At 70.3% G+C, this 23414-nt stretch carries 13 protein-coding genes and 1 pseudogene; 10 read left to right on the forward strand and 4 right to left on the reverse strand.

The window, feature by feature from the left end; genetic code table 11:
* The first annotated feature begins 6 nt into the window (after positions 1 to 6).
* Complete coding sequence (locus U8D42_RS03310) at positions 7 to 1893, forward strand: ABC transporter family substrate-binding protein (RefSeq protein ID WP_431523819.1); 1887 nt, start codon at positions 7 to 9, stop codon at positions 1891 to 1893.
* 30 nt (positions 1894 to 1923) lie between these two features.
* Here U8D42_RS03310 and U8D42_RS03315 read toward each other — a convergent pair whose 3' ends face one another.
* A complete protein-coding gene (locus tag U8D42_RS03315) occupies positions 1924 to 2538 on the reverse strand; it encodes a TetR/AcrR family transcriptional regulator (RefSeq protein ID WP_085240377.1) in 615 nt (204 codons plus the stop codon).
* Between the two features lie 80 nt (positions 2539 to 2618).
* Here U8D42_RS03315 and mshB point away from each other — a divergent pair, with 80 nt between their 5' ends.
* From mshB to U8D42_RS29325, 4 genes and pseudogenes are all read left to right on the forward strand, one after another.
* A complete protein-coding gene (gene mshB / locus U8D42_RS03320) occupies positions 2619 to 3521 on the forward strand; it encodes an N-acetyl-1-D-myo-inositol-2-amino-2-deoxy-alpha-D-glucopyranoside deacetylase (protein ID WP_085240376.1) in 903 nt (300 codons plus the stop codon).
* Between the two features lie 93 nt (positions 3522 to 3614).
* Positions 3615 to 4076 carry a hypothetical protein gene (locus tag U8D42_RS03325; protein WP_085240375.1) on the forward strand — a complete coding sequence of 154 codons (462 nt, stop codon included), beginning with the start codon at positions 3615 to 3617 and terminating at the stop codon, positions 4074 to 4076.
* Between the two features lie 109 nt (positions 4077 to 4185).
* Entirely contained in the window at positions 4186 to 6813 is a 2628-nt protein-coding gene (locus U8D42_RS03330; RefSeq protein ID WP_322859241.1) for a bifunctional FO biosynthesis protein CofGH, read from the forward strand.
* An 81-nt stretch (positions 6814 to 6894) separates the two neighbouring features.
* A pseudogene (locus U8D42_RS29325) lies at positions 6895 to 6996 on the forward strand (maleylpyruvate isomerase N-terminal domain-containing protein); the annotation flags it as partial.
* Between the two features lie 14 nt (positions 6997 to 7010).
* On the opposite strand, the gene U8D42_RS03335 reads toward U8D42_RS29325, so the two are convergent.
* Positions 7011 to 7343, reverse strand: a complete 333-nt coding sequence (locus tag U8D42_RS03335; protein WP_085240373.1) for a hemophore-related protein — start codon at positions 7341 to 7343, stop codon at positions 7011 to 7013.
* Positions 7344 to 7716: 373 nt separating this feature from the next.
* On the opposite strand from U8D42_RS03335, the gene fdxA reads away from it, so the two are divergent.
* From fdxA to pks2, 4 genes are all read left to right on the forward strand, one after another.
* On the forward strand, positions 7717 to 8043 hold the full coding sequence (gene fdxA, locus U8D42_RS03340; RefSeq protein WP_068096492.1) for a ferredoxin: 327 nt from the start codon (positions 7717 to 7719) through the stop codon (positions 8041 to 8043).
* Positions 8044 to 8069: 26 nt separating this feature from the next.
* On the forward strand, positions 8070 to 9182 hold the full coding sequence (gene dapC / locus U8D42_RS03345; protein WP_322859240.1) for a succinyldiaminopimelate transaminase: 1113 nt from the start codon (positions 8070 to 8072) through the stop codon (positions 9180 to 9182).
* A gap of 106 nt (positions 9183 to 9288) precedes the next feature.
* Positions 9289 to 11652 carry an APC family permease gene (locus U8D42_RS03350; RefSeq protein ID WP_322859239.1) on the forward strand — a complete coding sequence of 788 codons (2364 nt, stop codon included), beginning with the start codon at positions 9289 to 9291 and terminating at the stop codon, positions 11650 to 11652.
* A 282-nt stretch (positions 11653 to 11934) separates the two neighbouring features.
* Complete coding sequence (gene pks2, locus U8D42_RS03355; RefSeq protein ID WP_322859238.1) at positions 11935 to 18270, forward strand: sulfolipid-1 biosynthesis phthioceranic/hydroxyphthioceranic acid synthase; 6336 nt, start codon at positions 11935 to 11937, stop codon at positions 18268 to 18270.
* Positions 18271 to 18340: 70 nt separating this feature from the next.
* On the opposite strand, the gene U8D42_RS03360 is transcribed toward pks2, so the two are convergent.
* Together U8D42_RS03360 and U8D42_RS03365 are read right to left on the reverse strand one after the other, a co-directional pair.
* On the reverse strand, positions 18341 to 19501 hold the full coding sequence (locus tag U8D42_RS03360) for a PPE family protein (RefSeq protein ID WP_322859237.1): 1161 nt from the start codon (positions 19499 to 19501) through the stop codon (positions 18341 to 18343).
* Between the two features lie 84 nt (positions 19502 to 19585).
* Positions 19586 to 20782, reverse strand: a complete 1197-nt coding sequence (locus U8D42_RS03365; RefSeq protein WP_322859236.1) for a PPE family protein — start codon at positions 20780 to 20782, stop codon at positions 19586 to 19588.
* Between the two features lie 1115 nt (positions 20783 to 21897).
* Here U8D42_RS03365 and U8D42_RS03370 point away from each other — a divergent pair.
* On the forward strand, positions 21898 to 23322 hold the full coding sequence (locus U8D42_RS03370; protein WP_322859235.1) for a nitrate/nitrite transporter: 1425 nt from the start codon (positions 21898 to 21900) through the stop codon (positions 23320 to 23322).
* The last annotated feature ends 92 nt before the right edge of the window (positions 23323 to 23414 follow it).

Below are 23414 nucleotides of genomic sequence, written 5' to 3' on the forward strand. Positions count from 1 at the left end.
ATCGCCATGCCGAGACGGGTGCGCCGCTTCTTCGTGACGGTCGGCGTGGTCGTCTCGCTGGCCGGGTTGGCGCTCGCGGCGTGCACGGTCAACCCCCCGCCGGCGCCGCAGAGCACCGACACCCCGCACAACTCGCCGCCGCCGCCGCCGCGGCCCACCCAGATCATCATGGGCATCGACTCGATCGGCGCCGGCTTCAACCCGCACCTGCTGTCCGACCTGTCGCCGGTGAACGCGGCGATCAGCGCGCTCGTGCTGCCCAGCGCGTTCCGGCCGGTGCCCGACCCGGGCACACCGACCGGCTCGCGCTGGGAGATGGACCCGACCCTGCTGGAGTCCGCCGAGGTCACCAGCCAGAACCCGTTCACGGTGACCTACAAGATCCGGCCCGAGGCGCAGTGGACCGACAACGCGCCCATCGCCGCCGACGACTTCTGGTACCTGTGGCGGCAGATGGTCAGCCAGCCCGGCGTCGTCGACCCGGCCGGCTATGACCTCATCACCGGCGTGCAGTCGCTCGAGGGCGGCAAGCAGGCGGTGGTCACCTTCGCCCAGCCGTATCCGTCGTGGAAGGAGCTGTTCAGCAACATCCTTCCCGCGCACATCGTCAAGGACGTGCCGGGCGGGTTCGCGGCGGGGCTGGCCCGGGCGCTGCCGGTCACCGGCGGCCAGTTCCGGGTGGAGAGCATCGATCCGCAGCGCGACGAGATCCTGGTGGCCCGCAACGACCGGTACTGGGGAGCACCGGCCAAGCCCGCGCTGATCCTGTTCCGGCGGGCCGGCGCGCCCGCGGCGCTGGCCGATTCGGTCCGCAACGGCGACACCCAGGTGGCCCAGGTGCACGGCGGGTCCGCGGCCTTCGCGCAGCTGTCCGCCATCCCCGACGTGCGCACCGCCCGCATCGTCACACCCCGGGTCATGCAGCTGACGTTGCGCGCCAACGAGCCCAAGCTGGCCGACACGCAGGTCCGCAAGGCGATCCTCGGGCTGCTCGACGTCGACCTGCTGGCGGCGGTGGGCGCGGGTAGCGACAACACCGTCACACTGGACCAGGCCCAGGTCCGGGCGCCCAGCGACCCCGGTTACGAGCCGACCGCACCCCCCGCGATGACGACGCCGGCGGCGCTGGGGTTGCTGGAGGGGGCCGGCTACAAGGTCGAGGGCAACTCGTCGGGGTCGCCGGCGCCCACGCCGGCGAACACCGGGCCGCCGGAGGTCATCCGCGGCCGGATCAGCAGGGACGGCCAGCAGCTGTCGCTGGTCATCGGGGTGGCGGCCAACGACCCGACGTCCGTGGCGGTGGCCAACACCGCGGCCGACCAGTTGCGCAACGTCGGCATCGCCGCCAGCGTGCTGGCGCTGGACCCGGTGACGCTGTACCGCGACGCGCTGAACAAGAGCCAGGTGGACGCGATCGTCGGCTGGCACCAGGCGGGCGGGAACCTGGCGACGCGGTTGGCGTCGCGGTACGGCTGCCCCGCGCTGGAGTCGACTCAGGTGCCGACGTCTACGGGGCCGCCAGCCACCTCTCCTGCTGGGCCGGGCCCGCCGTCGACCACCGGGCCGGGCACCTCGGCCACCACGCCGACGTCGACCCCGCCCAGCCGTCCGGTGGACCCCAACGCGCTGGTGCAGGCGCCGTCCAACCTCACCGGGATCTGCGATCGCAGCGTGCAGTCGAACATCGATGCCGCGCTCAACGGCACCAAGAACATCAACGACGTGATCACCGCGGTCGAGCCCCGGCTGTGGAACATGTCCACCGTGTTGCCGATCCTGCAGGACACCACGATCGTGGCGGCCGGCCCGAGCGTGCAGAACGTCAGCCTGTCGGGTGCGGTGCCGGTCGGCATCGTCGGCGACGCCGGCCAGTGGGTCAAGACCGGGCCCTGATCGGGTGGCCCCGGTGGGCCCGGTCGCCCTCTAGTCGCAGGTCTCCCGCGCCCCTCGCGGCGGTATCACGGCGTCGACGATGAGCGCCAGCTCGCGGCGGTTCGGCGGCGACCCGGTCAGCAGGAAGTGCTGATTGATCAGCGCCGGGCCGATGCGCGCGGTCAGCGGTGTGAGCATCTCCGGATCGAGGTCACCTTCGGCGACGGCGGCCTGCAGGATCGATTCGACGATCCGCAGGCGGGGTGCCACCACGGCGTCGGCGAAGATGGCGCGCATCTCCGGCTCGTGCAGGAGCTGGTTCACGGTGGCCATGCCGGGGAACGCCGTCTTGCCGGCGCACACGTCGCGGTGGGCGGTGAACACCGACAGCAGATTTTCCCGGGCCGAACGACCGGCGCGGGCCTCGGGCAGGGGTGGCAGGGTGTGGGCCAGCGCGGCGTGCACCAGCTCGCACTTGGTGGTCCAGCGCCGGTACAGGGCCGCCTTGCCGGTCTGGGCGCGCGCCGCGATCCCCTCCATCGTCAGCCCGCCGTAGCCGACCTCGGCCAATTCGGCCAGGGTGGCCTCGTAGAGCGCCCGTTCGAGGACCTCGCCCCGTCGGCGGCTCCGGCCGCCGGCCGGGGCGGTCTGGGTGAGCTGCGGCATCCCTCGATAGTAGCCGTATGCGTTCCTATCGGCTGCGACGAGACCGCCGGCCGACCGGCACTGCGGGGTAATGTGCGTCCATGCCTGAGACTCCCCGGCTGCTGTTCGTCCACGCGCACCCCGACGACGAGAGCCTCAGCAACGGCGCCACCATAGCCCACTACACCGCCCGCGGAGCGGACGTACGCGTCGTCACCTGCACTCTGGGCGAGGAGGGCGAGGTCATCGGCGATCGCTGGGCCGAACTGGCCGTCGATCGCGCGGATCAGTTGGGCGGCTACCGCATTGGCGAGCTCACCGCGGCGCTGCGCGCGCTGGGCGTCGGTGCGCCCCACTACCTCGGCGGCGCGGGGCGCTGGCGGGACTCGGGCATGGCGGGCACGCCCGGGCGGCGGCGCGGGCGGTTCATCGACGCCGACGAGCGGGAGGCCGTCGGCGCGCTGGTGGCCGTCATTCGCGAGCAACGACCGCACGTCGTGGTGACCTACGACCCCGGTGGCGGCTACGGCCACCCCGATCACGTCCACACCCACACCGTCACCACCGCCGCCGTGGCGGCCGCCGGCTCCGGCGACTTCCCCGGCGAGCCGTGGACCGTGCCGAAGTTCTACTGGTCGGTGTTCGCGACGAGCGCCTTCATGGCGGGCCTGCACGCCCTCAGCGCCGAGGATCTGCTGCCGGAGTGGAACATCGCGCCGGAGGAAGAGTTCGGCTTCGGGTATGCCGACGCCGACATCGACGCCGTCGTCGAACCCGCGCCGGAGGCGTGGGCGGCGAAGAGGGCGGCGCTCGCGGCGCACGCCACCCAGGTGGTCGTCGGGCCCACCGGCCGGGCCTGCGCCCTGTCGAACAACGTGGCGCTGCCGATCCTGGCGGAGGAACACTACGTGCTGGCCGCGGGCGCCGCGGGGGAGCGCGACGAGCGCGGCTGGGAAACAGATCTGCTTGCGGGGCTTGGTTTCAGCGCGGCCGGTGCGCGGTAGGCTTGCCAATCAGGCAGCCACGGAAGGATTTCGCATGGACCCCGACCTGGACCCTAATCAGCAGCATTGGCAGGACCGGCTCGACAGCCTGCAGTGGGTTATCGGCTCGATTCTCTCCAACATCGACAGCGTTCCGACCTGACCGCAACCGAGCCCCGCGCCGCGTCGCTGGAAGACGGCGGCGCGACCGACCCCGCGATCCGGTTCGTTGTCTTGGCGCTGCTCGCCGTCGACGGGGTCCTCTCCGCACTGGCCGGGGCGATGCTGCTGCCTTCCTACGTCGGTGCGGTTCCGTTTCCCATCAGCGGCCTGATTTCCGGCCTGGTGAACGCCGCGCTGGTGTGGGCGGCCGGGCGGTGGACCACGTCGGCGCGGGTGGCCGCGCTGCCGTTGTGGACGTGGCTGTTCACGGTGGCGGTGATCAGCATGGGCGGCCCGGGCGACGACGTCATCCTGGGGGGTCAGGGCGTGCTGGCCTATGGGGCCCTGCTGCTGATCGTGCTCGGTGTCGGGCCGCCGTTCTGGGTGTTGTGGCGGCGCGGCCACCGGCGCTGACGTCCGTGCGGTCACGTGGGCCGGGATGTCCCCGCCGGGCGGCGTGGCCCTGCCGCTACTGTTGACTGTTGCGCAGACGGGGCCCGGACGGGTCGGAAGAAAATTTCACATGTTGGGACACGCGGATGAAATTCGATCGTGGGGAAGTTACACGAAGGTGCCGCTGACTCCGGGCGAGGAGCCTACCGCTCTTCCTGATCCTGTGGTTCCCCCAAAGACCAGCGCCTCGGCGCTTCGGCGGGTGTTGCGCCGCGCTCGAGACGGTGTCGCGCTCAATGTCGATGAGGCGGCGGTCGCGATGACCGCGCGGGGTGAGGACCTCGCCGATCTGTGCGTCAGCGCCGCGCGGGTGCGCGACGCCGGGCTGGCGTCGGCGGGCCGGCGCGGCCCCGGCGGCGGGTTGCCGATCACCTATTCGCGCAAGGTGTTCATCCCCGTCACCCACTTGTGCCGCGACACGTGTCATTACTGCACCTTCGTCACCGTGCCGGGCAAGTTGCGGGCGCAGGGCTCCGGAATGTATCTCGAGCCGGACGAGATCCTCGACATTGCCCGCCGCGGAGCCGAACTCGGTTGCAAGGAAGCCCTTTTCACACTCGGCGACCGGCCCGAGGACCGGTGGCCGGAGGCGGGGGAGTGGCTCGGCGAACGGGGATACGACTCCACGCTGTCCTACGTGCGGGCCATGGCCATCCGCGTGCTCGAAGAAACCGGGCTGCTGCCGCACCTGAACCCCGGCGTGATGAGTTGGTCGGAGATGGCCCGGCTGAAACCGGTGGCGCCGTCGATGGGCATGATGCTCGAGACGACGTCGCGGCGGCTGTTCGAAACGAAAGGTCTTGCGCACTACGGCAGCCCGGACAAAGACCCGGCGGTGCGGCTGCGCACGCTCACCGACGCGGGGCGGTTGTCCATTCCGTTCACCACCGGCCTGCTGGTCGGGATCGGCGAGACGCTGACCGAGCGGGCCGAGACACTGCACGCGATCCGCAAGTCGCACAAAGAGTTCGGGCACGTCCAAGAAGTGATCGTGCAGAACTTCCGGGCCAAGCAGCACACCGCGATGGCCGACATTCCCGACGCGGGGATCGACGACTACGTCGCGACCGTGGCGGTCGCGCGGTTGGTGCTCGGCCCCGGCATGCGCATTCAGGCGCCCCCCAACCTGGTGTCGCGTGACGAGTGCCTGGCGCTGGTGGCCGCCGGGGTGGACGACTGGGGCGGGGTCTCGCCGCTGACGCCCGATCACGTCAACCCGGAGCGGCCGTGGCCCGCGCTGGACGACCTGGCCGGCGTCACCGAAGAGGCCGGATACGAACTGGTTCAACGGCTCACCGCCCAGCCCAGGTACGTGCAGGCGGGGGCGGCGTGGATCGACCCGCGGGTGCGCGGACACGTGCTGGCGCTGGCCGACCCGGCGACCGGCCTGGCCCGCGACGTCAATCCGGTGGGGCTGCCCTGGCAGGAGCCCGACGACGTCGCGTCCGCCGGGCGGGTCGACCTCAACGCGGCGATCGACACCGAGGGCCGCGCCACCGAAGCCCGCAGCGATCTGGACAGCGCCTTCGGCGACTGGGAATCGATCCGCGCGCACGTGCACGAGCTGGCCGCCCAAGGCGCCAAAGCGCCAGAACGCCTAGACACCGACGTGCTCGCCGCGCTGCGGGCCGCCGAACGCGATCCCGCCGGCTGCACCGACTCCGAGTACCTGGCGCTGGCGACCGCGGACGGGCCCGCATTGGAAGCCCTTGCCGCGCTGGCGGATTCGCTGCGCCGCGACACGGTGGGTGACGATGTGACGTTCGTCGTCAACCGCAACATCAACTTCACCAACATCTGCTACACCGGGTGCCGGTTCTGCGCGTTCGCGCAACGCAAGGGCGACGCCGACGCATATTCGTTGTCGACCGAAGAGGTGGCCGACCGCGCTTGGGAGGCGCACGTCGAAGGCGCCACCGAGGTGTGCATGCAGGGCGGGATCGACCCGGAGTTGCCCGTCACCGGCTACGCCGACCTGGTCCGCGCGGTCAAGGCGCGGGTGCCGTCGATGCACGTGCACGCCTTCTCGCCGATGGAGATCGCCAACGGTGTGACCAAGAGCGGGTTGAGCGTGCGCGAGTGGCTGATCAGCTTGCGCGAGGCCGGGCTGGACACGATCCCGGGCACCGCCGCCGAGATCCTGGACGACGACGTGCGCTGGGTGCTGACCAAGGGCAAGCTGCCGACCTCGGAATGGATCGACATCGTGACCACCGCGCACGAGGTGGGCCTGCGGTCGTCGTCGACGATGATGTACGGCCACGTGGACAGCCCACGGCACTGGGTCGGCCACCTCAATGTGCTGCGCGGGATCCAGGACCGCACCGGCGGGTTCACCGAGTTTGTTCCGCTGCCGTTCGTGCACCAGAGTTCCCCGTTGTATCTGGCCGGCGCGGCCCGCCCCGGGCCGACTCATCGCGACAACCGGGCCGTGCATGCGTTGGCGCGAATCATGCTGCACGGCCGCATATCCCAGATTCAGACCAGCTGGGTCAAGCTGGGTGTCGAGCGCACCCAGGTGATGCTCAACGGCGGCGCCAACGATCTGGGCGGCACGCTGATGGAGGAGACCATCTCGCGGATGGCCGGTTCCGAGCACGGGTCGGCCAAGACCGTCGAGGAGCTGACCGCGATCGCCGAGGGGATCGGGCGCCCGGCGCGCCAGCGCACCACCACGTACGCCCCGCGGGCGGCTTAGCGGCCAGAGGCGGCGGGTATACCCGCCGCCGTGAACCGACGGATCGACCGCGACCGGTTCCCTTCAGTGGCAACCGTTCGCCTGCTGCTCTGGGGGCGCAGGCCCGCGGACCCCTCCCGGGTTTGCAGTCGCGTCGGACCGGAGACGCTGGGCCGCGTGCGCGGCCTGCTCAGCGGTTACTGAACGACCGCGTCGACTCAGAAGTTGTTACAGGTGACCGCGACCTGGTTGATGTCGTCGTAGTACTTCATCGCCGACGGCATCGCCTGGATCTGCTGGGCCATCTGCTGACGCTTCGGCGGCGGTGAGGCCAGGAAGCTGCGGATGTAGGACTGCGCCATCGGCGAGCTGTTCAACTGCGCCGCGGCCGCCGGATCGGTGGCGTTGAGCGCCGCGATCACCTGCCCGTAGTTGCACGTGGTGTTGATGATCGCGTCCGCCGGATCCGCCGAAGCGATCCCCGCGCCGGCGGTCAACGCGACCGCCGCACTACCGACGGCGACGGTCAATTTCGTCAACGACAGCCTCATGTGTGTACACCTTCCCCGATTAATGCACCCGCTATAGGCGACGACATTTGCCAGCGGCTGCCGCCTGACGTCGAGGTTACCAGGCACCTCGAACATGCTTCCATCCAAATGACTATCGGCGGGACTCGCCGGAGTGCGACTTTTTGCAGGTCAACGGGCCGCCGAGGCCGTTCGCCGTCGGCGAAACGGCCCCCCGCCGCGGGGCCCGAGACCGGCAGTCTCGAATCGTCGAATTAACGGGCGTGCCAAGTGGTTGACGTGTATGTGCAACGTCTAGTATCAGTAACCGAAAGCTCTGCCTGAAGCGGCCGGAGGCACCGGGCGCGAGCCGAAAAGCAGCCCACACTAAAAGCAGTACATGGAGGAGACGTCTGTGACCTACACGATCGCCGAGCCCTGTGTCGACATCAAAGACAAGGCGTGTATCGAGGAGTGCCCGGTCGATTGCATCTACGAGGGCGCGCGGATGCTGTACATCCACCCCGACGAGTGCGTCGACTGCGGGGCGTGTGAGCCCGTCTGCCCCGTCGAAGCGATCTACTACGAAGACGACGTGCCCGAGCAGTGGAGCCAGTACACGCAGATCAACGCCGACTTCTTCACCGAGCTGGGATCGCCGGGCGGGGCGGCCAAGGTCGGCATGACCGAGAACGACCCGCAGGCAGTCAAGGACCTGCCGCCGCAGGGCGAGGGCGACTGATCGGGCCGGGGCTGCATGAGCCCGGGGTGAGGCCGCGCGCCCCACGCGGGCGAGTCTCGGCGTCCCTGCCCGAGTTCCCCTGGGACACCCTGGCCGACGCGAAGGCGCGGGCCGGCGCCCATCCCGACGGCATCGTCGACCTGTCGGTCGGCACCCCGGTGGACCCGGTCGCCCCGGCGATCCGGGAGGCGCTCGCCGCCGCCGGGTCCGCGTCCGGGTATCCGGCCACCGCCGGCACCCCACGCCTGCGCGAATCGATGGTGGCCGCGCTGGCCCGCCGCTTCGGCATCACCGGGCTGAGCGACGCCGGCGTGCTGCCGGTGATCGGCAGCAAGGAGCTCATCGCCTGGCTGCCGACCCTGCTGGGGTTGGGGCCCGCCGACCTGATCGTGGTGCCCGAGCTGGCGTATCCCACCTACGACGTCGGGGCCCGGCTGGCCGGCGCGCCGGTGCTGCGCGCGGATTCGCTGACGCAGGTGGGCCCGCGATCGCCGGCGCTGATCTACCTGAACTCCCCGAGCAACCCGACCGGGCGGGTGCTGGGCGTCGACCACCTGCGCAAAGTCGTCGGCTGGGCGCGTGACCGGGGCAGCGTGGTGGCCTCCGACGAGTGCTACCTGGGCCTGGGCTGGGAGGCCCAACCGCTGTCGATCCTGCATCCCTCGGTCTGCGACGGTGACCACAGCGGGCTGCTCGCGATCCACTCGCTGTCGAAGAGCTCGTCGTTGGCCGGTTACCGGGCCGGATTCGTGGCGGGCGACCACGAGCTGGTGGACGAGCTGCTGGCGGTGCGCAAACACGCCGGGATGATGGTGCCGACGCCGGTGCAGGCGGCGATGGTCGCCGCGCTGGACGACGACGCCCACGAGCGGGCACAGCGGGAGCGGTACGAGCGGCGGCGGGCGGCCCTGCTGCCGGCGCTGCGTTCGGCCGGATTCACCGTGGACCACTCGGAAGCCGGCCTGTATCTGTGGGCCACCCGCGGCGAGCCCTGTGGGGACAGCGTCGCGTGGCTGGCCGACCGCGGCATCCTGGTGGCGCCCGGCCACTTCTACGGCCCGCGCGGGGCGCAGCACGTGCGGGTGGCGTTGACCGCCACCGACGAGCGGATCGCCGCCGCTGTGCAGCGGCTCGCCTAGCCGGCCCCCACCGGTTGCCGCCGCGGCGGCCGCGAACGTGCACAATGCACGTGCACAATGCAGCGGAGGTGTTTCGCCCGCTCAACCCGGGGTAAGGACGGTGGTCGTGACGACTTCGGCCGGCAAGCTGCGCATCCCCCTTTCGGTCGGGGACATTGTCAAGCGCGTGTTTTTGGGCAAGCCCCTGATCACCGAGGACATCGCTTCCGAGAAGTTGTCGAACCCGGTTGCCCTGGGCGCGCTTTCGCCGGACGCGGTGTCGTCGGTCGCCTACGGTCCGGAGCAGATCCTGATCGAGCTGTTGCCGCACGCCGGGCTGGCCGCGTTCCTGCTGCTGCTTCCCATCACCGGGGTCATCCTGCTCATCCTGGTGCTGGTGGCCGCCTCGTACCGGCAGGTGGTGATGGCCTACACCCGGGCGGGCGGCTCCTACATCGTCGCGCGCGACAATTTCGGACCCCGGGTGGCGCAGATCGCCGCCGCGGCGCTGCTGATCGACTACGTGGTCACTGTCGCGGTCCAATCGGCGGCCGGGACGGTCGCGGTGGTGTCGGCGATCCCCGCGCTGGGGCCCTACAGCCTCGAACTCACCGTGGGTGTGGTGCTCGTCATCTGCTACGCGAACCTGCGCGGGTTGAAGGAGGCGGGCCTGCCGTTCGCGGTGGCGACCTACTCCTTCATCGCCATGGTCGGCCTGACCATCGTGGTCGGCGTGATTCGCGCGGCCGCCGGGAACCTACCGATCTACGATCCCGCCCGGATGGCCGGGACCGTGCCGGTCCACCAGGGCAACGGGTTGGTGCTGGGCGCCACGATTCTGGTGTTGCTGCGCGCGTTCGCCAACGGCGGTTCGTCGCTGACGGGTGTCGAGGCCATCTCCAACACGGTCGACTACTTCCGAAAGCCCCAGGGCCGCAATGCGCGCCGCGTCCTCACCGCCATGGCCGTCATCCTCGGGCTGCTGCTGGCCGGTGTCGCCTACCTGGCTCACGTCACGCACGCCACGCCGTATCTCACCGAGTACCCGTCGGTGCTGTCGCAGATCGGCCGCGCTGTCTTCGGCAACGGCATCATGGGCGACGTCTTCTACATCCTGGTTCAGGCTTCGACCGCCGCGATCCTGTTCACCGGTGCGAACACCAGTTTCAACGGGTTCCCGGCGCTGGCCAGTTTCGTTGCCGAGGACCGCTTCCTGCCGCGCCAGCTCACCAAACGCGGTCACCGGCTGGTCTTCTCGAACGGCATCATCACCCTGACGGCGCTGTCGGTGCTGTTGCTGGTGGTGACCGGCGGCTCGGTGAACGCGCTGGTGCCCTTCTATGCGATCGGCGTGTTCACGGGCTTCTCGATGGCCGGCTACGGGATGACCAAGCACCATCTGACGCACCGCGAACCGGGATGGCGGCGCCGCCTGGCGATCAACCTGTCCGCGGCGGTCCTGTCGACGATCGTGGTGGGCATCTTCGCGGTGGCGAAATTCACCGAGGGCGCGTGGCTGGTGGTGGTCATCTTCCCGCTGCTGGTGTTCATGCTGATGCGGCTCAACCGCGAATACCGCGCGGAGGCCGCCATTCTCGAGATGTTCCGCACCGATCGTCCGGAGATGGTGAAGTACGCGCGGCACCGGGTGTTCGTCCTCGTCGACTCGGTCGACCTGGCGGTGGTCGAGGCGTTGCGGTACGGCAGGGGATTGCGGGCCGACGAGCTGACCGCGGTGCACTTCATGGTCGACCCGGCCCACGCCGCCCAACTGCGCAAGCGCTGGGACCACTTCGGGCTGGAGACCCCGCTGCGGGTGGTGGACTGCCCGGACCGGCGCGTGAGCCGGGCCGCGCAGCTGCTGGTCGCCAAGGCGCGCGACGAACAGGCGGACACCAACGTGACGGTGCTGCTGCCGCGCCGCACGTTCGCGCCGCTGCTGGGCCGGCTGCTGCACGACCGGACCGCCGACAGGATCGCCCGCGCGGTGAGCCTGGTCCCGGATGCGGCGGCGACGATCGTGCCCTATGACGTGGAGTCGCGGATCAAGGAGGCCTACCCGGACACCTTCGAGCAGCGGATCGCTCAGGAGATCGACAAGCTCGAGGCCTGGGTGTCCAAGGCGGAGGACGACAAGGTGGACTCCTACGAGCACCCCGCCCGGCCGGCATCGGTGATCCTGGTGGCCGGGCTGATCTCGGGGCAGCGGGCCACCGTCGAAGGGCGGGTCAACCAGGTCGAAGACGTCGCCGACCGCGGCCGGACCCTTCGGCAGGTCGTCATCGGGGACAACAGCGGGGAAATGACGGTCACCTTCCGCCCCGGCCATGGGGGCGCCGACATTCAGCCCGGCCAGCTATTGCGTCTCACCGGGAAGGCCCGCCAGACCGGTAACCGGCCCATCTCGATGGTCGATCCGGTGTATTGCGTGATCGAGGACCCCGTGAACGCCGCCGACTCCGACGAATCCGGAGCGAGCAGCAAAACGTAAATCCCGCGAAACAACGGATTCACCCGGGCGTGGGCAAATGTTCACGATACTGTCGCCGTGCCGGCTGGGCGAATCGGCGGTGCCTCGCTAATCGCCTTGTCGTCCAAGCGATTTCGTCCCTTCCGGGTGGGGCCGGAGACCGGGGCGAACGGCCGGGCCGCGCGAGCGGCGCGCTGGAAATCGGGCATCATGTGATGAGCCGAGTGTCGACGAAGCCGGGGTCGGTAAGCTGTCAGCCGCCCGACTGCGCGACGCCTTTGGGGGAGAACAGGGGACTGCACATTGCGTGCTACAACCGCCGCGCCGGTTGCCGTCATCGGTATGGCCTGCCGGCTTCCGGGTGGGATCGACTCTCCACAACAGCTATGGGACGCGCTGTTGCGCGGCGACGATTTCGTGGGCGAGATCCCCGCCGACCGGTGGGACGCCGACCTGTATTACGACCCCGAACCGGGCGTGCCCGGCCGCTCGGTGACGCGGTGGGGGGCCTTCCTGCACGACGTCGGGGGCTTCGACTGCGATTTCTTCGGCATGACCGAGCGCGAAGCCACCGCGATCGACCCACAACACCGCCTGCTGTTGGAGACGTCCTGGGACGCCATCGAGCATGCGGGCCTCGACCCCGCGCGGTTGTCCCACTCGCAGACCGGGGTCTTCGTCGGGCTGACGCACGGCGACTACGAGCTGCTGTCGGCCGACTGCGGAGCCGCCGAGGGGCCGTACGGGTTCACCGGCACCAGCAACAGCTTCGCGTCCGGACGCGTCGCCTACACGCTGGGTCTGCACGGCCCGGCCGTCACCGTGGACACCGCGTGCTCGTCGGGCCTGATGGCCGTCCACCAGGCCTGCGGCAGCCTGAACAACGGTGAGAGCGACTTCGCCCTGGCCGGCGGTGTCGTCGTGACGCTGGAGCCGCGGAAATCCGTCTCGGGCTCGTTGCAGGGGATGCTGTCGCCCACCGGCCGCTGCCACGCCTTCGACGCCAAGGCGGACGGATTCGTCTCCGGCGAGGGCTGCGTCATGCTGCTGCTCAAGCGGCTTGACGACGCGCAACGCGACGGCGATCGCGTCCTGGCGGTGGTGCGCGGCACGGCCGCCAACCAGGACGGCCGCACCGTGAACATCGCCGCGCCCTCGGAAACCGCCCAGGTGGCCGTCTACCGGAAGGCCCTGGAGACCGCCGGGGTCGACGCCACGACCGTCGGCTTCGTCGAGGCGCACGGGACCGGTACCCCGGTCGGGGATCCGATCGAGTACTCGAGCCTGGCCGCCGTCTACGGCACCGGGGGGCCGTGCGCGCTGGGTTCGGTGAAGACCAACTTCGGCCACCTCCAGTCGACCTCCGGGCCGCTGGGCCTGATGAAGGCGATTCTCGCGCTGCAGCACGGGACGGTCCCGCGCAACCTGCACTTCACCCGCCTGACCGCCGAGATGGCACAGGTCGAGACCGAACTGTTCGTGCCGCAGGACAACACGCCCTGGCCCACCAACGGCCGGCACCCGCGCCGCGCCGCGGTGTCGTCCTACGGGATGTCGGGCACCAACGTGCACGCCGTCTTGGAAGAAGCACCGGCGCAGGCGCCAGAACGGGCCCCCGGGCCGCCCACGACGGCGCCGAACCCGGACGGGGCGCTGTTGTTCCCGGTGTCGGCCACGTCCGCGGAGCAACTCCGGGTGACGGCCGCCCGGCTCGCGGAGTGGGTGGACGAGCACGCCGGCGCGGCCGACACCGCGGGGCTGTGGGATCTGGGCTACACGCTGGCGCGCCGCCGCGCGCACCGGCCGGTGCGGACGGTGGTCTCGGCCGGCAGCTTCGGCGAGCTGAGCGCGGCCCTGCGCGACGTCGCCGGCAGTGACATCCCCTACGAGCCCGCCGTCGGGCAGGACGACCTCGGGCCGGTCTGGGTGTTCTCCGGGCAGGGGTCGCAGTGGCCGGCGATGGGCGCCGAACTGCTCGCCCGGGAGCCGGTGTTCGCGGCGACCATCGCCGAGCTGGAGCCGTTGATCGCCGCGGAATCGGGGTTCTCGGTCATCCGGGCGATGTCGGCGCCGGAGGTGGTGACCGGCATCGACCGGGTGCAGCCCACGATCTTCGCGATGCAGGTCGCGCTGGCCGAGACGATGAAGTCGTACGGGGTGCGCCCCGGCGCCGTCATCGGCCATTCGCTCGGTGAATCGGCGGCGGCGGTCGTCGCCGGCGGGCTGACGCTGCACGACGGGGTGCGCGTCATCTGCCGCCGCTCGAAACTGATGGCGCGGATCGCGGGCAGCGGCGCCATGGCATCGGTGGAACTGCCCGGCCAACAGGTGTTGTCGGAACTGTCCATCCGCGGAGTTTCCGACGTCGTCCTCTCCGTGGTCGCCTCGCCGACGTCAACGGTCGTCGGCGGCGACGCGCAGGAAATCCGCGACCTGGTCGCGGCCTGGCAGGAGCAGGACGTGCTGGCGCGCGAGGTGGCGGTCGACGTGGCCTCGCACTCGCCGCAGGTGGAACCGATCCTCGACGAACTCCTCGAGGCGCTCGCCGGCCTGGAGCCCGCCGAACCGCAAGTCCCCTACTACTCCGCGACGCTGTGGAACCCCCGCGAACGGCCGTCGTTCACCGGCGACTACTGGGCCGAAAACCTGCGCTACACCGTGCGATTCGCGGCGGCGGTGCAGGCCGCCCTCAAGGACGGTTACCGCGTCTTCGGGGAACTGGCGCCGCATCCGCTGCTGACCCACGCCGTCGAGCAGAACGCCGGCAGCCTGGACATGCCCATCGCGGCGCTCGCCGCCATGCGCCGCGAGCAGGAGCTGCCCGCCGGCTTGCGCGGCTTCGTCGCCGACGTGCACAGCGCCGGTGCCGCGGTCGATTTCTCGGTGCAGTACCCGACCGGGCGCTTGCTGGACGCTCCGCTCCCGACGTGGACGCATCACCGGCTGATGCTCACCCGAGAAACCAAGGACCAGGCGCACGGCACCTCGGTGCAGGCCGTCCACCCGCTGCTCGGCGCGCACGTGCACCTGCAGGAGGAACCCGAGCGTCACGTCTGGCAGGGGGACATCGGCACCGAGGCGCACCCCTGGCTCGGCGACCACCAAATCCACCACGTGGCCGCGCTGCCCGGCGCCGCCTACTGCGAGATGGCGCTGGCCGCCGCGCACGCGGCGCTCGGCGAGCGCTCAGAGGTCCGCGACATCACCTTCGAGCAGACGCTGCTGCTGGACGACCGGACGCGGGCATCCTCGGCGGCCACGGTCGTCGCGCCCGGCGTCCTCGAGTTCACGGTGGGCACCCACGACGAGGGTGAACGCGTGCGCCGGGCCGGCGCGGTGCTGCACGCCCTCGAGGGAGCGGACGGGGTGGAGGCGGGGCAGCCGCCCGCCCATGACATGGCCACCCTGATCGCCAACCACCCGACGGGCATGGACGGCGCCGAATTGCGAAAAGCCTTCGACGCCATCGGGATTCAATACGGTACGGCATTCTCGGGTTTGGCCGCGGCGCTGGTGGGCGACGCGGACGCCGGCACGGTGCTGGCCGAGGTGGCGCTTCCCGGTGCCATCCGCTCGCAGCAGTCGAGCTACACCGTCCACCCTGCCCTGCTGGACGCGTGCTTCCAGTCGGTCGTCGTCCTTCCCCAGGTGCAGGAGGCCGGCGCGGGCGGCCTGCTGTTGCCGGTCGGCGTGCGCAGGCTGCGCAGCTATTCCTCGACGCGCAACGCGCGCTACTGCCTGGCCCGGGTCACCTCGTCGGGACGCGGCGAATGCGAGGCCGATCTCCAGGTGCTGGACGAGTCCGGAGTGGTGTTGCTGGCCGTCGAGGGGCTGCGGCTGGCCGGCGGGGCTTCCGAGCACGAACAGGCCCACCGGCTGCTCAACGAACGGTTGTTGACCATCGAATGGGAACCCCGGGCACTGCCGGAGTTGACGCAGGGCGAGCCGGGGTCCTGGCTACTGCTCAGCGCGTGCCAGGCGGCGGACCCGCTCACGGCGCAACTCGGCGAGGCGCTGAATTCCGATGGCGCGCAATGTAGGACGGTGTCCCTGCCGCTCGGACCGGTGGACACCGCGCAGCTGCGCTCGCTGCTGTCCGGCGGTGGGCCCAATCCCGGCAACGGCCATGGTCCGCTGAAGGGCCTCACCGGCGTGGTCGTGGTGACCGCGCCGGCGGCCCCCGACGCCGAAGGTGACACCGGGCGGGGGCGGGACCACGTTGCCCACGTCGTGACCATCGCCCGTCAGCTTTCCGAGCTGCCCGGTGCGTCGCCCCGGCTGTTCGTGGTGACCAGAAACGCCGCCACCGTGGCCGGCGGCGATGTGGCGAACCTGGAGCAGGCCGGCCTGCGCGGGTTGATGCGGGTGATCGATTCCGAGCACCCGCATCTGAGCGCCACCCAGATCGATATCGACGCGGCGACCGACCCCGCGCAGGTTGCGCTGCAGTGCAAGAGCGGCTCGGACGAGGACGAGACGGCCTGGCGCGACGGAACGTGGTACACGGCCCGGCTGCGTCCCGGTCCGCTGCGCCCGGCCGAGCGGCGAACCACCGTGGTCGAACACGACCGTGACGGCATGCGCCTCCAGATCCGCATGCCCGGTGACCTCGAATCGCTGGAGTTCACCGCGTTCGAGCGGGTGGCGCCCGGGCCGGGGGAGATCGAGGTCGCGGTCACCGGGTCGACCATCAATTTCGCCGACGTGCTCGTCGCCTTCGGGCGCTACCCGACGTTCGAGGGCTACCAGCAGTTGTTGGGCGGCGACTTCGCCGGTGTGGTGACCGCCGTGGGGCCCGGCGTCACCGAGCACAAGGTCGGCGACCGGGTCGGCGGCCTGTCCCGCAACGGATGCTGGGGCACCTTCGTCATCGCCGACGCGCGGCACGTGGTCACCCTCCCGGACGGCATGCCGCTCGAGGACGCGGCGGCGGTGCCCACCGCGGCCGCGACCGCGTGGTACGGCCTGCACGACCTGGCCCGCATCGGCCCGACCGACAAGGTGCTCATCCACTCCGGCACCGGGGGAGTCGGGCAGGCCGCGATCGCCATCGCCAGGGCCGCGGGCTGCGAGGTATTCGCGACGGCGGGCAGTCCGCAGCGCCGGCAACTGCTGCGCGACATGGGCATCGAGCACGTCTACGACTCGCGCAGCACGGCGTTCGCCGACGAGATCCGCCGGGACACCGGCGGGTACGGCGTCGACGTGGTGCTCAACTCGCTGCCCGGCGCCGCGCAGCGCGCAGGCATCGAGCTGCTGGCCTTCGGCGGGCGGTTCGTCGAGTTGGGCAAGCGCGACATCTACGGCGACACCCGCCTGGGGCTGTTTCCGTTCCGCCGCAACCTGTCGCTGTTCGCGGTTGATCTGGCGTTGCTGACGTTCAGCCACCCCGAGACGGCCCGTCGGCTGCTGACCACCGTGTACCAGCGCACGGCCGACGGCGAGCTGCCCATGCCGCGGACCACGCACTACCCGATCCATGACGCGGCCGCCGCGGTCCGGCTGGTCGCCGCCGCCGGGCACACCGGCAAAGTCGTGCTCGACGTGCCGCGCGCGGGACGCACCGTGGCGGCGGTCCCCCCGGAGCAGGTGCGGCCATTCCGCGCCGACGGCGCCTACATCGTCACCGGTGGCCTCGGCGGCCTCGGGCTGTTCCTGGCCGGCGAGATGTCCGCCCAAGGCGCCGGGCGCATCGTGCTCAATTCCCGCTCGGCACCCAACGAGCAAGCGCGCCAGGCCATCGAGCGTCTGCGCGCCGGCGGGGCCGACATCGCCGTGGAGTGCGGCGACATCGCCGAGCCGAGCACGGCCGAGCGCCTGCTGGCGTGCGCGACCGCGTCGGGACTTCCGGTACGGGGTGTGCTGCACGCGGCGGCGGTCGTGGAGGACGCCACGCTGGCCAATGTCGGCGAGGAGCTGATCGACCGGTGCTGGGCCCCGAAGGTCTACGGCGCGTGGAACCTGCATCGAGCATTGCAGGGGCAGCCGCTGGATTGGTTCTGCTGCTTCTCCTCGGCGGCCGCGCTGGTCGGTTCCCCGGGCCAGGGCGCCTACGCCGCCGCTAACAGCTGGCTGGACGCGTTCGCCCACTGGCGTCGCGCCCAGGGGCTGCCGGGCACCGCGATCGCGTGGGGCGCCTGGTCGGAAGTCGGCCGCGCCACCGCGCTGGCCGAAGACGCCGGCATCGCGATCACTCCGGCCGAGGGTTATCGCGCGTTCCAGACGTTGCTGCGTTATGACCGCCCGTATTCGGGCTACGCGCCGATCACGGGAACGCCGTGGTTGACGTCGTTCGCTCAGCGCAGCCGGTTCGCCGAGGCGTTCCAGTCGATGGGGCAAGGCAAACCGGACAGCGGCAAGTTCCTGGCCGAGCTGCGGTCGTTGCCGCGCGAGGAATGGCCCGGCGCCATTCGCCGGCTGGTATCCGGTCAACTCAGCCTGCTGTTGCGGCGCACGATCGACCCGGATCGGCCGTTGTCCGACTACGGGTTGGACTCGCTGGGCAATCTGGAGCTGCGCACCCGCATCGAAACCGAAACCGGGGTGCGCATCAGCCCGACGAAGATCACCACGGTCCGGGGCCTCGCGGACCACTTGTGCGACGAGTTGGCCGACCTGGAGGCCGCGCCGGCATCCTGATCGCGGGGCCCGGATACCGCTCCCCGGTCGTGCTGCCGATCCTGACCGCATCGCTGTGTGCGGTCGTCGGTCATCCGCCGTAGAGGGGACGGGGCATCGTGAAGGTGCGACGTCCATTGCGCAGCACCGGGACTCCGGTCCGCTGGGCCGCGCGGCCCGTCGGCAGCCCCCCCAACGTGTTGCCCGGTGCGGTCGTCTCGGCCGCCGGGACGACCCGCGCGTCGGCTCCCGCCAACGGAATTGGGCCGCCGCCGGGGTCGGCCACCGGGTTGGCGGCCACCCAGCTCTGCGGGACCGACAGCTTTCCCACCGGCGCCGCCTTGCCCACGCTCGCGAGCACCGGGCCGCGAACGGCGGCTGGGGACACCACATCTGCGTTGGCGGCGGCCTTCGCGGCGATCTTGGCCAGCTGGTGGTTCAGCAAGAAGTTCCCCGTGCCGTAGTGGCCGGCCGAAAACACCGCGTAGGTGGTCGACCAGAACGGTTGCGCCGGGTTGGTGACCAGGGTGTTGAAGATGCTGAAGGCGTTGACTATTGACGCCGTTCCCGCGGGAGGGCCGGCCGCGGGCGTCGGTGCCCCCGCGGTGAGCGTTTGCAGCTGTTGCGGCAGCACCGTCATCAGCTGCGACATGGTTGCCTGGGTCTCGCCCGCGGAGGTGCCCGCGGCTTGGGCCGCCGCGCCCGCCTGGGCGGATTGTCCGCCGGAGTTCGTGGTGCGGGGCGGTTCGGCGAACGGGGTAAGGGCGCCGGCGGCCGAGGAGGCCGCCGCGTAGCCATACATGGCGGCGGCGTCCTGGGCCCACATCGCGGCGTATTCGGCTTCGTTGGCGGCGATCGCCGGCGTGTTCTGCCCGAAGAAGTTGGTGGCGACCAGGATCGCGAGCTCAAGGCGGTTGGCCGCCACCACCGTCGGTGGCACGGTGGCGGCGAAGGCGGCTTCGTAGGCGGCGGCCGCCGCGCGTGCCTGCGTGGCCGCCTGCTCGGCCTGCGCGGCGGTCGCGGTCGCCCAGGCCACATACGGCGCGGCCGCTGCGGCCATCGCCATCGACGACCCGCCGGACCATTGGCCCTGCAGCGCGGTGAGTGTCGAGGAATATCCGGCCGCGTACATCTCCAGTTGTGCGGCAAGCGCATCCCAGGCCGATGCGGCCGCCATCATCGGCGCCGACCCGGGGCCGGCATACATTCTGGCCGAGTTGATCTCGGGCGGTAGCGCCCCGAAATCGAACATCGGCCTTCCTTTCTCGAGCGTCTGTCAACCGCCGCCCTGTCGATCAGGGCGGCTCTGCATCGCGGAACTTTGCGGTGGGGCGGACTATCCGCCGGCGGTGGGGCGGGGCATCTTGAATTGACGCGGCGTCACCCGCAGCACGTTGTTGACCGAGGGGCGCGACAACAGCCCCGACGATGTGCCGGTGGCTGCTCCGGCCGGCACGCCGTTGAACATGTTCGTCGGTGGGCCCTCATGCCAGGACGGACCATCGAGCTCGGTGTCCGACAGCCAGTGCTGTTCGGCGGCCAGGCTGACCGCCGGATTCGCCGTCGCCCAGCTCGGCGGGACCGTCAGTTTCCCCACCGCGGTCGCGCTACCCGCGCTGGCGAGTACCGGACCCGGAACACCCAGGGTCGTCGTGCTGCTCGCCGCCTTGGCCGCCGCGCCCGCGGCCCCCTTGGCGACGTCGGCGGCCGACTGGAGGTTCGACCGGAAAAGACCGGTGCCGAAGCTTCCGCCCGAGGTGATGGTCCGGCTGATGCCGCCACCGAGGCTCACCGGGCCGGTCACCGTGTTGAAGTTGCTGAATCCGTTGAGGATTGCCGATGACGCCGACGTTGTCGACGAGCCCGACGATCCGCCTGACGCGAGGCTCTGCAACTGTCGCGGCACTGCCGACATCACCTGGGACAGCGTGGTCTGAGAATTCCCGGCGGTTGAGGCGCCCGTGGCCTGGGCCACCGCGGCGGCCTGGGTGGAGGAGCCGGCGGCGTTGGTGGTCTGTGGCGGCTGGTTGAACTGCGTCAGCCTGGTCGCGGCGGACGAGGATGTGGCGTAGCCATACATCGCGGCGGCGTCCTGGGCCCACATCTCCTGGTAGTCGGCCTCGGTGGCGCCGATCATCGCGGTGTTCTGCCCGAAGACGTTGGTCGCGACCAGCTGCGTCAACTGGGTGCGGTTGGCCGCCACCACCGGTGGCGGCACCGTGGCGGCGAAGGCGGACTCGTAGGCGGCCGCGGCCGCCCGAGCCTGGCCGGCGGCCTCCTCGGCCTGCGCTCCGGCGCCCATCACCCAGGCGACATACGGGGCGACCGCGCCGGCCATCGCGTCGGACGCACCACCGGACCAGCCCTCGCCTTGTAGCCGAGCGATCACCGAGGAGTAGTTGCGCGCGGCCGCCTCCAGTCCGGCGGCCAGCACGTCCCACGCCGCGGCGGCCGCCATCATCGGTCCGGAGCCGGCACCGGCATACATTCTGGCCGAGTTGATCTCGGGTGGTAGCGCCCCGTAATCCAGCATCCGCATTCCCTTCGTCAGCCGGGTTCACCGTGGCCGAAGCCTCGGTACAGTCGCGCTGCCGCGCATGGCCGGCAGCGGGCAGCGACTGCTTTGTCAGCTGCCGATCGGGGCATGGACGCGTGGGTGCACCCGCGTGCGGGCGACCGGGTCCTCGGTATGGCCGAGACCGAATGCCCATGTGGTCCTCCGCGTCCTCGGCTGATGCCGCGTCGGCCAGCCGGGTGCTGACACGTTCGAGGGGGACCGTTGGGCCGTCGACTGTGACGGCCGGTGATGGCGAGCCCCGCCGCCATCTCGCGTTGCCAGGACGGCGCCATCTCGGCAACGCGACTTCACGATCTGTTTGATAGTCAAACCGAATTAGATGGCTTCATCAACCTGGATAGCCGATATACAGAAGATATCCAGCTAACGACATAGTGATCTTCAGTTATGCGCATCGACCCCGGTTCCGGGCCTCAACACCGGGTAGGGCCAGGTTGGGGCGCCGCAATGGCAAATGGTCGCCACGACCCCGAGGTGGGGTCCGGCATTTGATTCACGGCTAGCGAAACTCGCACCGCGGTGTGCGTTTTGCCCCAAAGGGCCCCGCCGGCGAACCCCGGATCGCCCTCCGTCGCCTTTGCTGGCGGCACGAGTTCCGGCCGGCCGATGCGAGGTTGCGAGGTCGCTCAGATCGCCGCCGGCTGGAGGTGGCGGCAAAGCTTTCTGGAAATCTCCTGTAAGTTGACCATCTTAACTTGCTCATGGGCGAGAATCCGGCTTGACTGGCAGGCAATGTGGTCAAGGGGCGTCGCCGATGGGGCGCACCGCAGTTGTCCACGCACCGTGGTGGTGAGGCCCGACGTAGCTGCGCGTCACCGCCGACGGTGGGCGGTTTCGGTATGGATGCGGCAGTCGAATGGCCGTTGCTGCGGCGGTATGTGAGGCGGAGGTTTGCACATGCTCGATCCGGCGCGATCGCGACCGTATGCGTCGACGGCGGCCCCGCCCACGGCCGGCTTGTTCGATCGGCGGGTACTGCATTGTTGACGGGTCCCACAGAGCCCGGCCCGGTAGGCGGTCAGGGCGGCGCAACGGCCACGCCAACATCGTCTGAGAAAGGTAGATATCGCGTGGCGCGTTCTCATCGCATCACGGTGTGGGACCCCGAAGACGTGGAGGCCTGGCGCAACGGTAATCGCGCCATCGCTCGCCGGAACTTGTTCTGGCAGGTCGTCAACGTTCATGTCGCATTCTCGATTTGGTACCTGTGGTCGGTCATGGTGCTGTTCATGCCGCAGTCGGTCTACGGCTTTTCGACCGGCGACAAGTTGCTGATAGGTGCCACCGCCTCCCTGGTCGGCGGATTGGTGCGCATCCCGTATGCGGTTGCCGCCAACTGGTTCGGGGGCCGCAACTGGACGATGTTTTCGGCGGCGGTGCTGCTGGTTCCCACCGTCGGGGCGATCGTGCTCCTGGCCCATCCCGGTCTGCCGCTGTGGCCATACCTGGTCTGCGCCGCGTTGACCGGTCTGGGGGGCGGCAATTACTCGTCCTCACTGGCCAAGGTCGACGGGTTGTTCCCGCACCGGCTCAAGGGCCTGACCCTGGGCGTCATCGGCGGGATGGCCAACCTGGGCTCGGCGGGCATCCAGGTGGTCGGGCTACTGGTGCTCGCCACCGCGGGCCACCAGGCGCCGTACTGGGTGTGCGCCATCTATCTGGTGCTGCTGGCCATCGGCGGCGTCGGTGCGGCGCTGTTCATGGACAACATCGCCGCGCACCGCACCGGTCTTTCGGCGGCAAACCTGCGGTCCATTCTCACCGTGCCCGACACCTGGATGATCTCGTTCTTCTACATGTGCGCCTCGGGCACGTTCCTCGGCTTCGCGTTCGCCTTCGGCCAGGTGCTGCAGCACAATTTCGTGGCCGGCGGGCAAAGCCACGGGCAGGCGGCGCTGCACGCCGCCGAGGTCGCGTTCATCGGGCCGCTGCTCGGCTCGTTCGCGCGGATCGTCGGTGGCAAGGTGAGCGACCGCTTCGGCGGCGGCCACGTCGTGCTCGCCGTCTTCGGCGCCGCGATCGTGGCCGGCGGATTCCTGGTCGGTGTCAGCACCCACGACGATTTCACCCGCGGGCGCGGCGGACCGGTGACCGCGATGACGATGGAGGGCTACATCGCCGGATTCATCGCGCTGTTCATCTTCTGCGGTGCGGCCAAGGGGGCGGTCTACAAGATGATCCCCTCGGTCTTCGAGGAACGCGGCCGTGCGCTCGGCCTGACCGGCGAGGAGCGGCACCACTGGGCCCGCGTGAGATCGGGTGCGCTCATCGGCTTCGCCGGTGCGTGCGGTGCGCTGGGTGGCGTGGGCATCGACCTGGTGCTGAGGCAGTCCTATGTCAGCGCCGGCACCGAGACCCCGGCCTTCTGGACGTTCCTGGCGTGTTATGTCGCCGCCGCACTGCTGGTCTGGGCCCGCTACGTGCGGCCGCGCGGCGGGCAGGCGACGACGCCGCCGCCGCGGCAACCGACTGCGGAGGGGACGGCCACGACCTAAACCGTCGCGCGGCCGCCACGATCGGATCCGCCGACTACTCAACTGTTTTCAAACCGCCGGCTTTCCATTCACAGGGAAATGTATGAGGAGCT

This window comes from Mycobacterium europaeum (assembly GCF_034555895.2).
GTDB classification, from domain to species: domain Bacteria; phylum Actinomycetota; class Actinomycetes; order Mycobacteriales; family Mycobacteriaceae; genus Mycobacterium; species Mycobacterium europaeum.

Bases quoted from the DNA above. Each gene is read 5' to 3' on its own strand.
- U8D42_RS03360 (WP_322859237.1), bottom strand. From the start codon at position 19,501: ATGTTCGATTTCGGGGCGCTACCGCCCGAGATCAACTCGGCCAGAATG.
- U8D42_RS03315 (WP_085240377.1), bottom strand. From the start codon at position 2,538: ATGCCGCAGCTCACCCAGACCGCCCCGGCCGGCGGCCGGAGCCGCCGA.
- U8D42_RS03310 (WP_431523819.1), top strand. From the start codon at position 7: ATGCCGAGACGGGTGCGCCGCTTCTTCGTGACGGTCGGCGTGGTCGTC.
- mshB (WP_085240376.1), top strand. From the start codon at position 2,619: ATGCCTGAGACTCCCCGGCTGCTGTTCGTCCACGCGCACCCCGACGAC.
- U8D42_RS03365 (WP_322859236.1), bottom strand. From the start codon at position 20,782: ATGCTGGATTACGGGGCGCTACCACCCGAGATCAACTCGGCCAGAATG.
- U8D42_RS03330 (WP_322859241.1), top strand. From the start codon at position 4,186: ATGTTGGGACACGCGGATGAAATTCGATCGTGGGGAAGTTACACGAAG.
- U8D42_RS03335 (WP_085240373.1), bottom strand. From the start codon at position 7,343: ATGAGGCTGTCGTTGACGAAATTGACCGTCGCCGTCGGTAGTGCGGCG.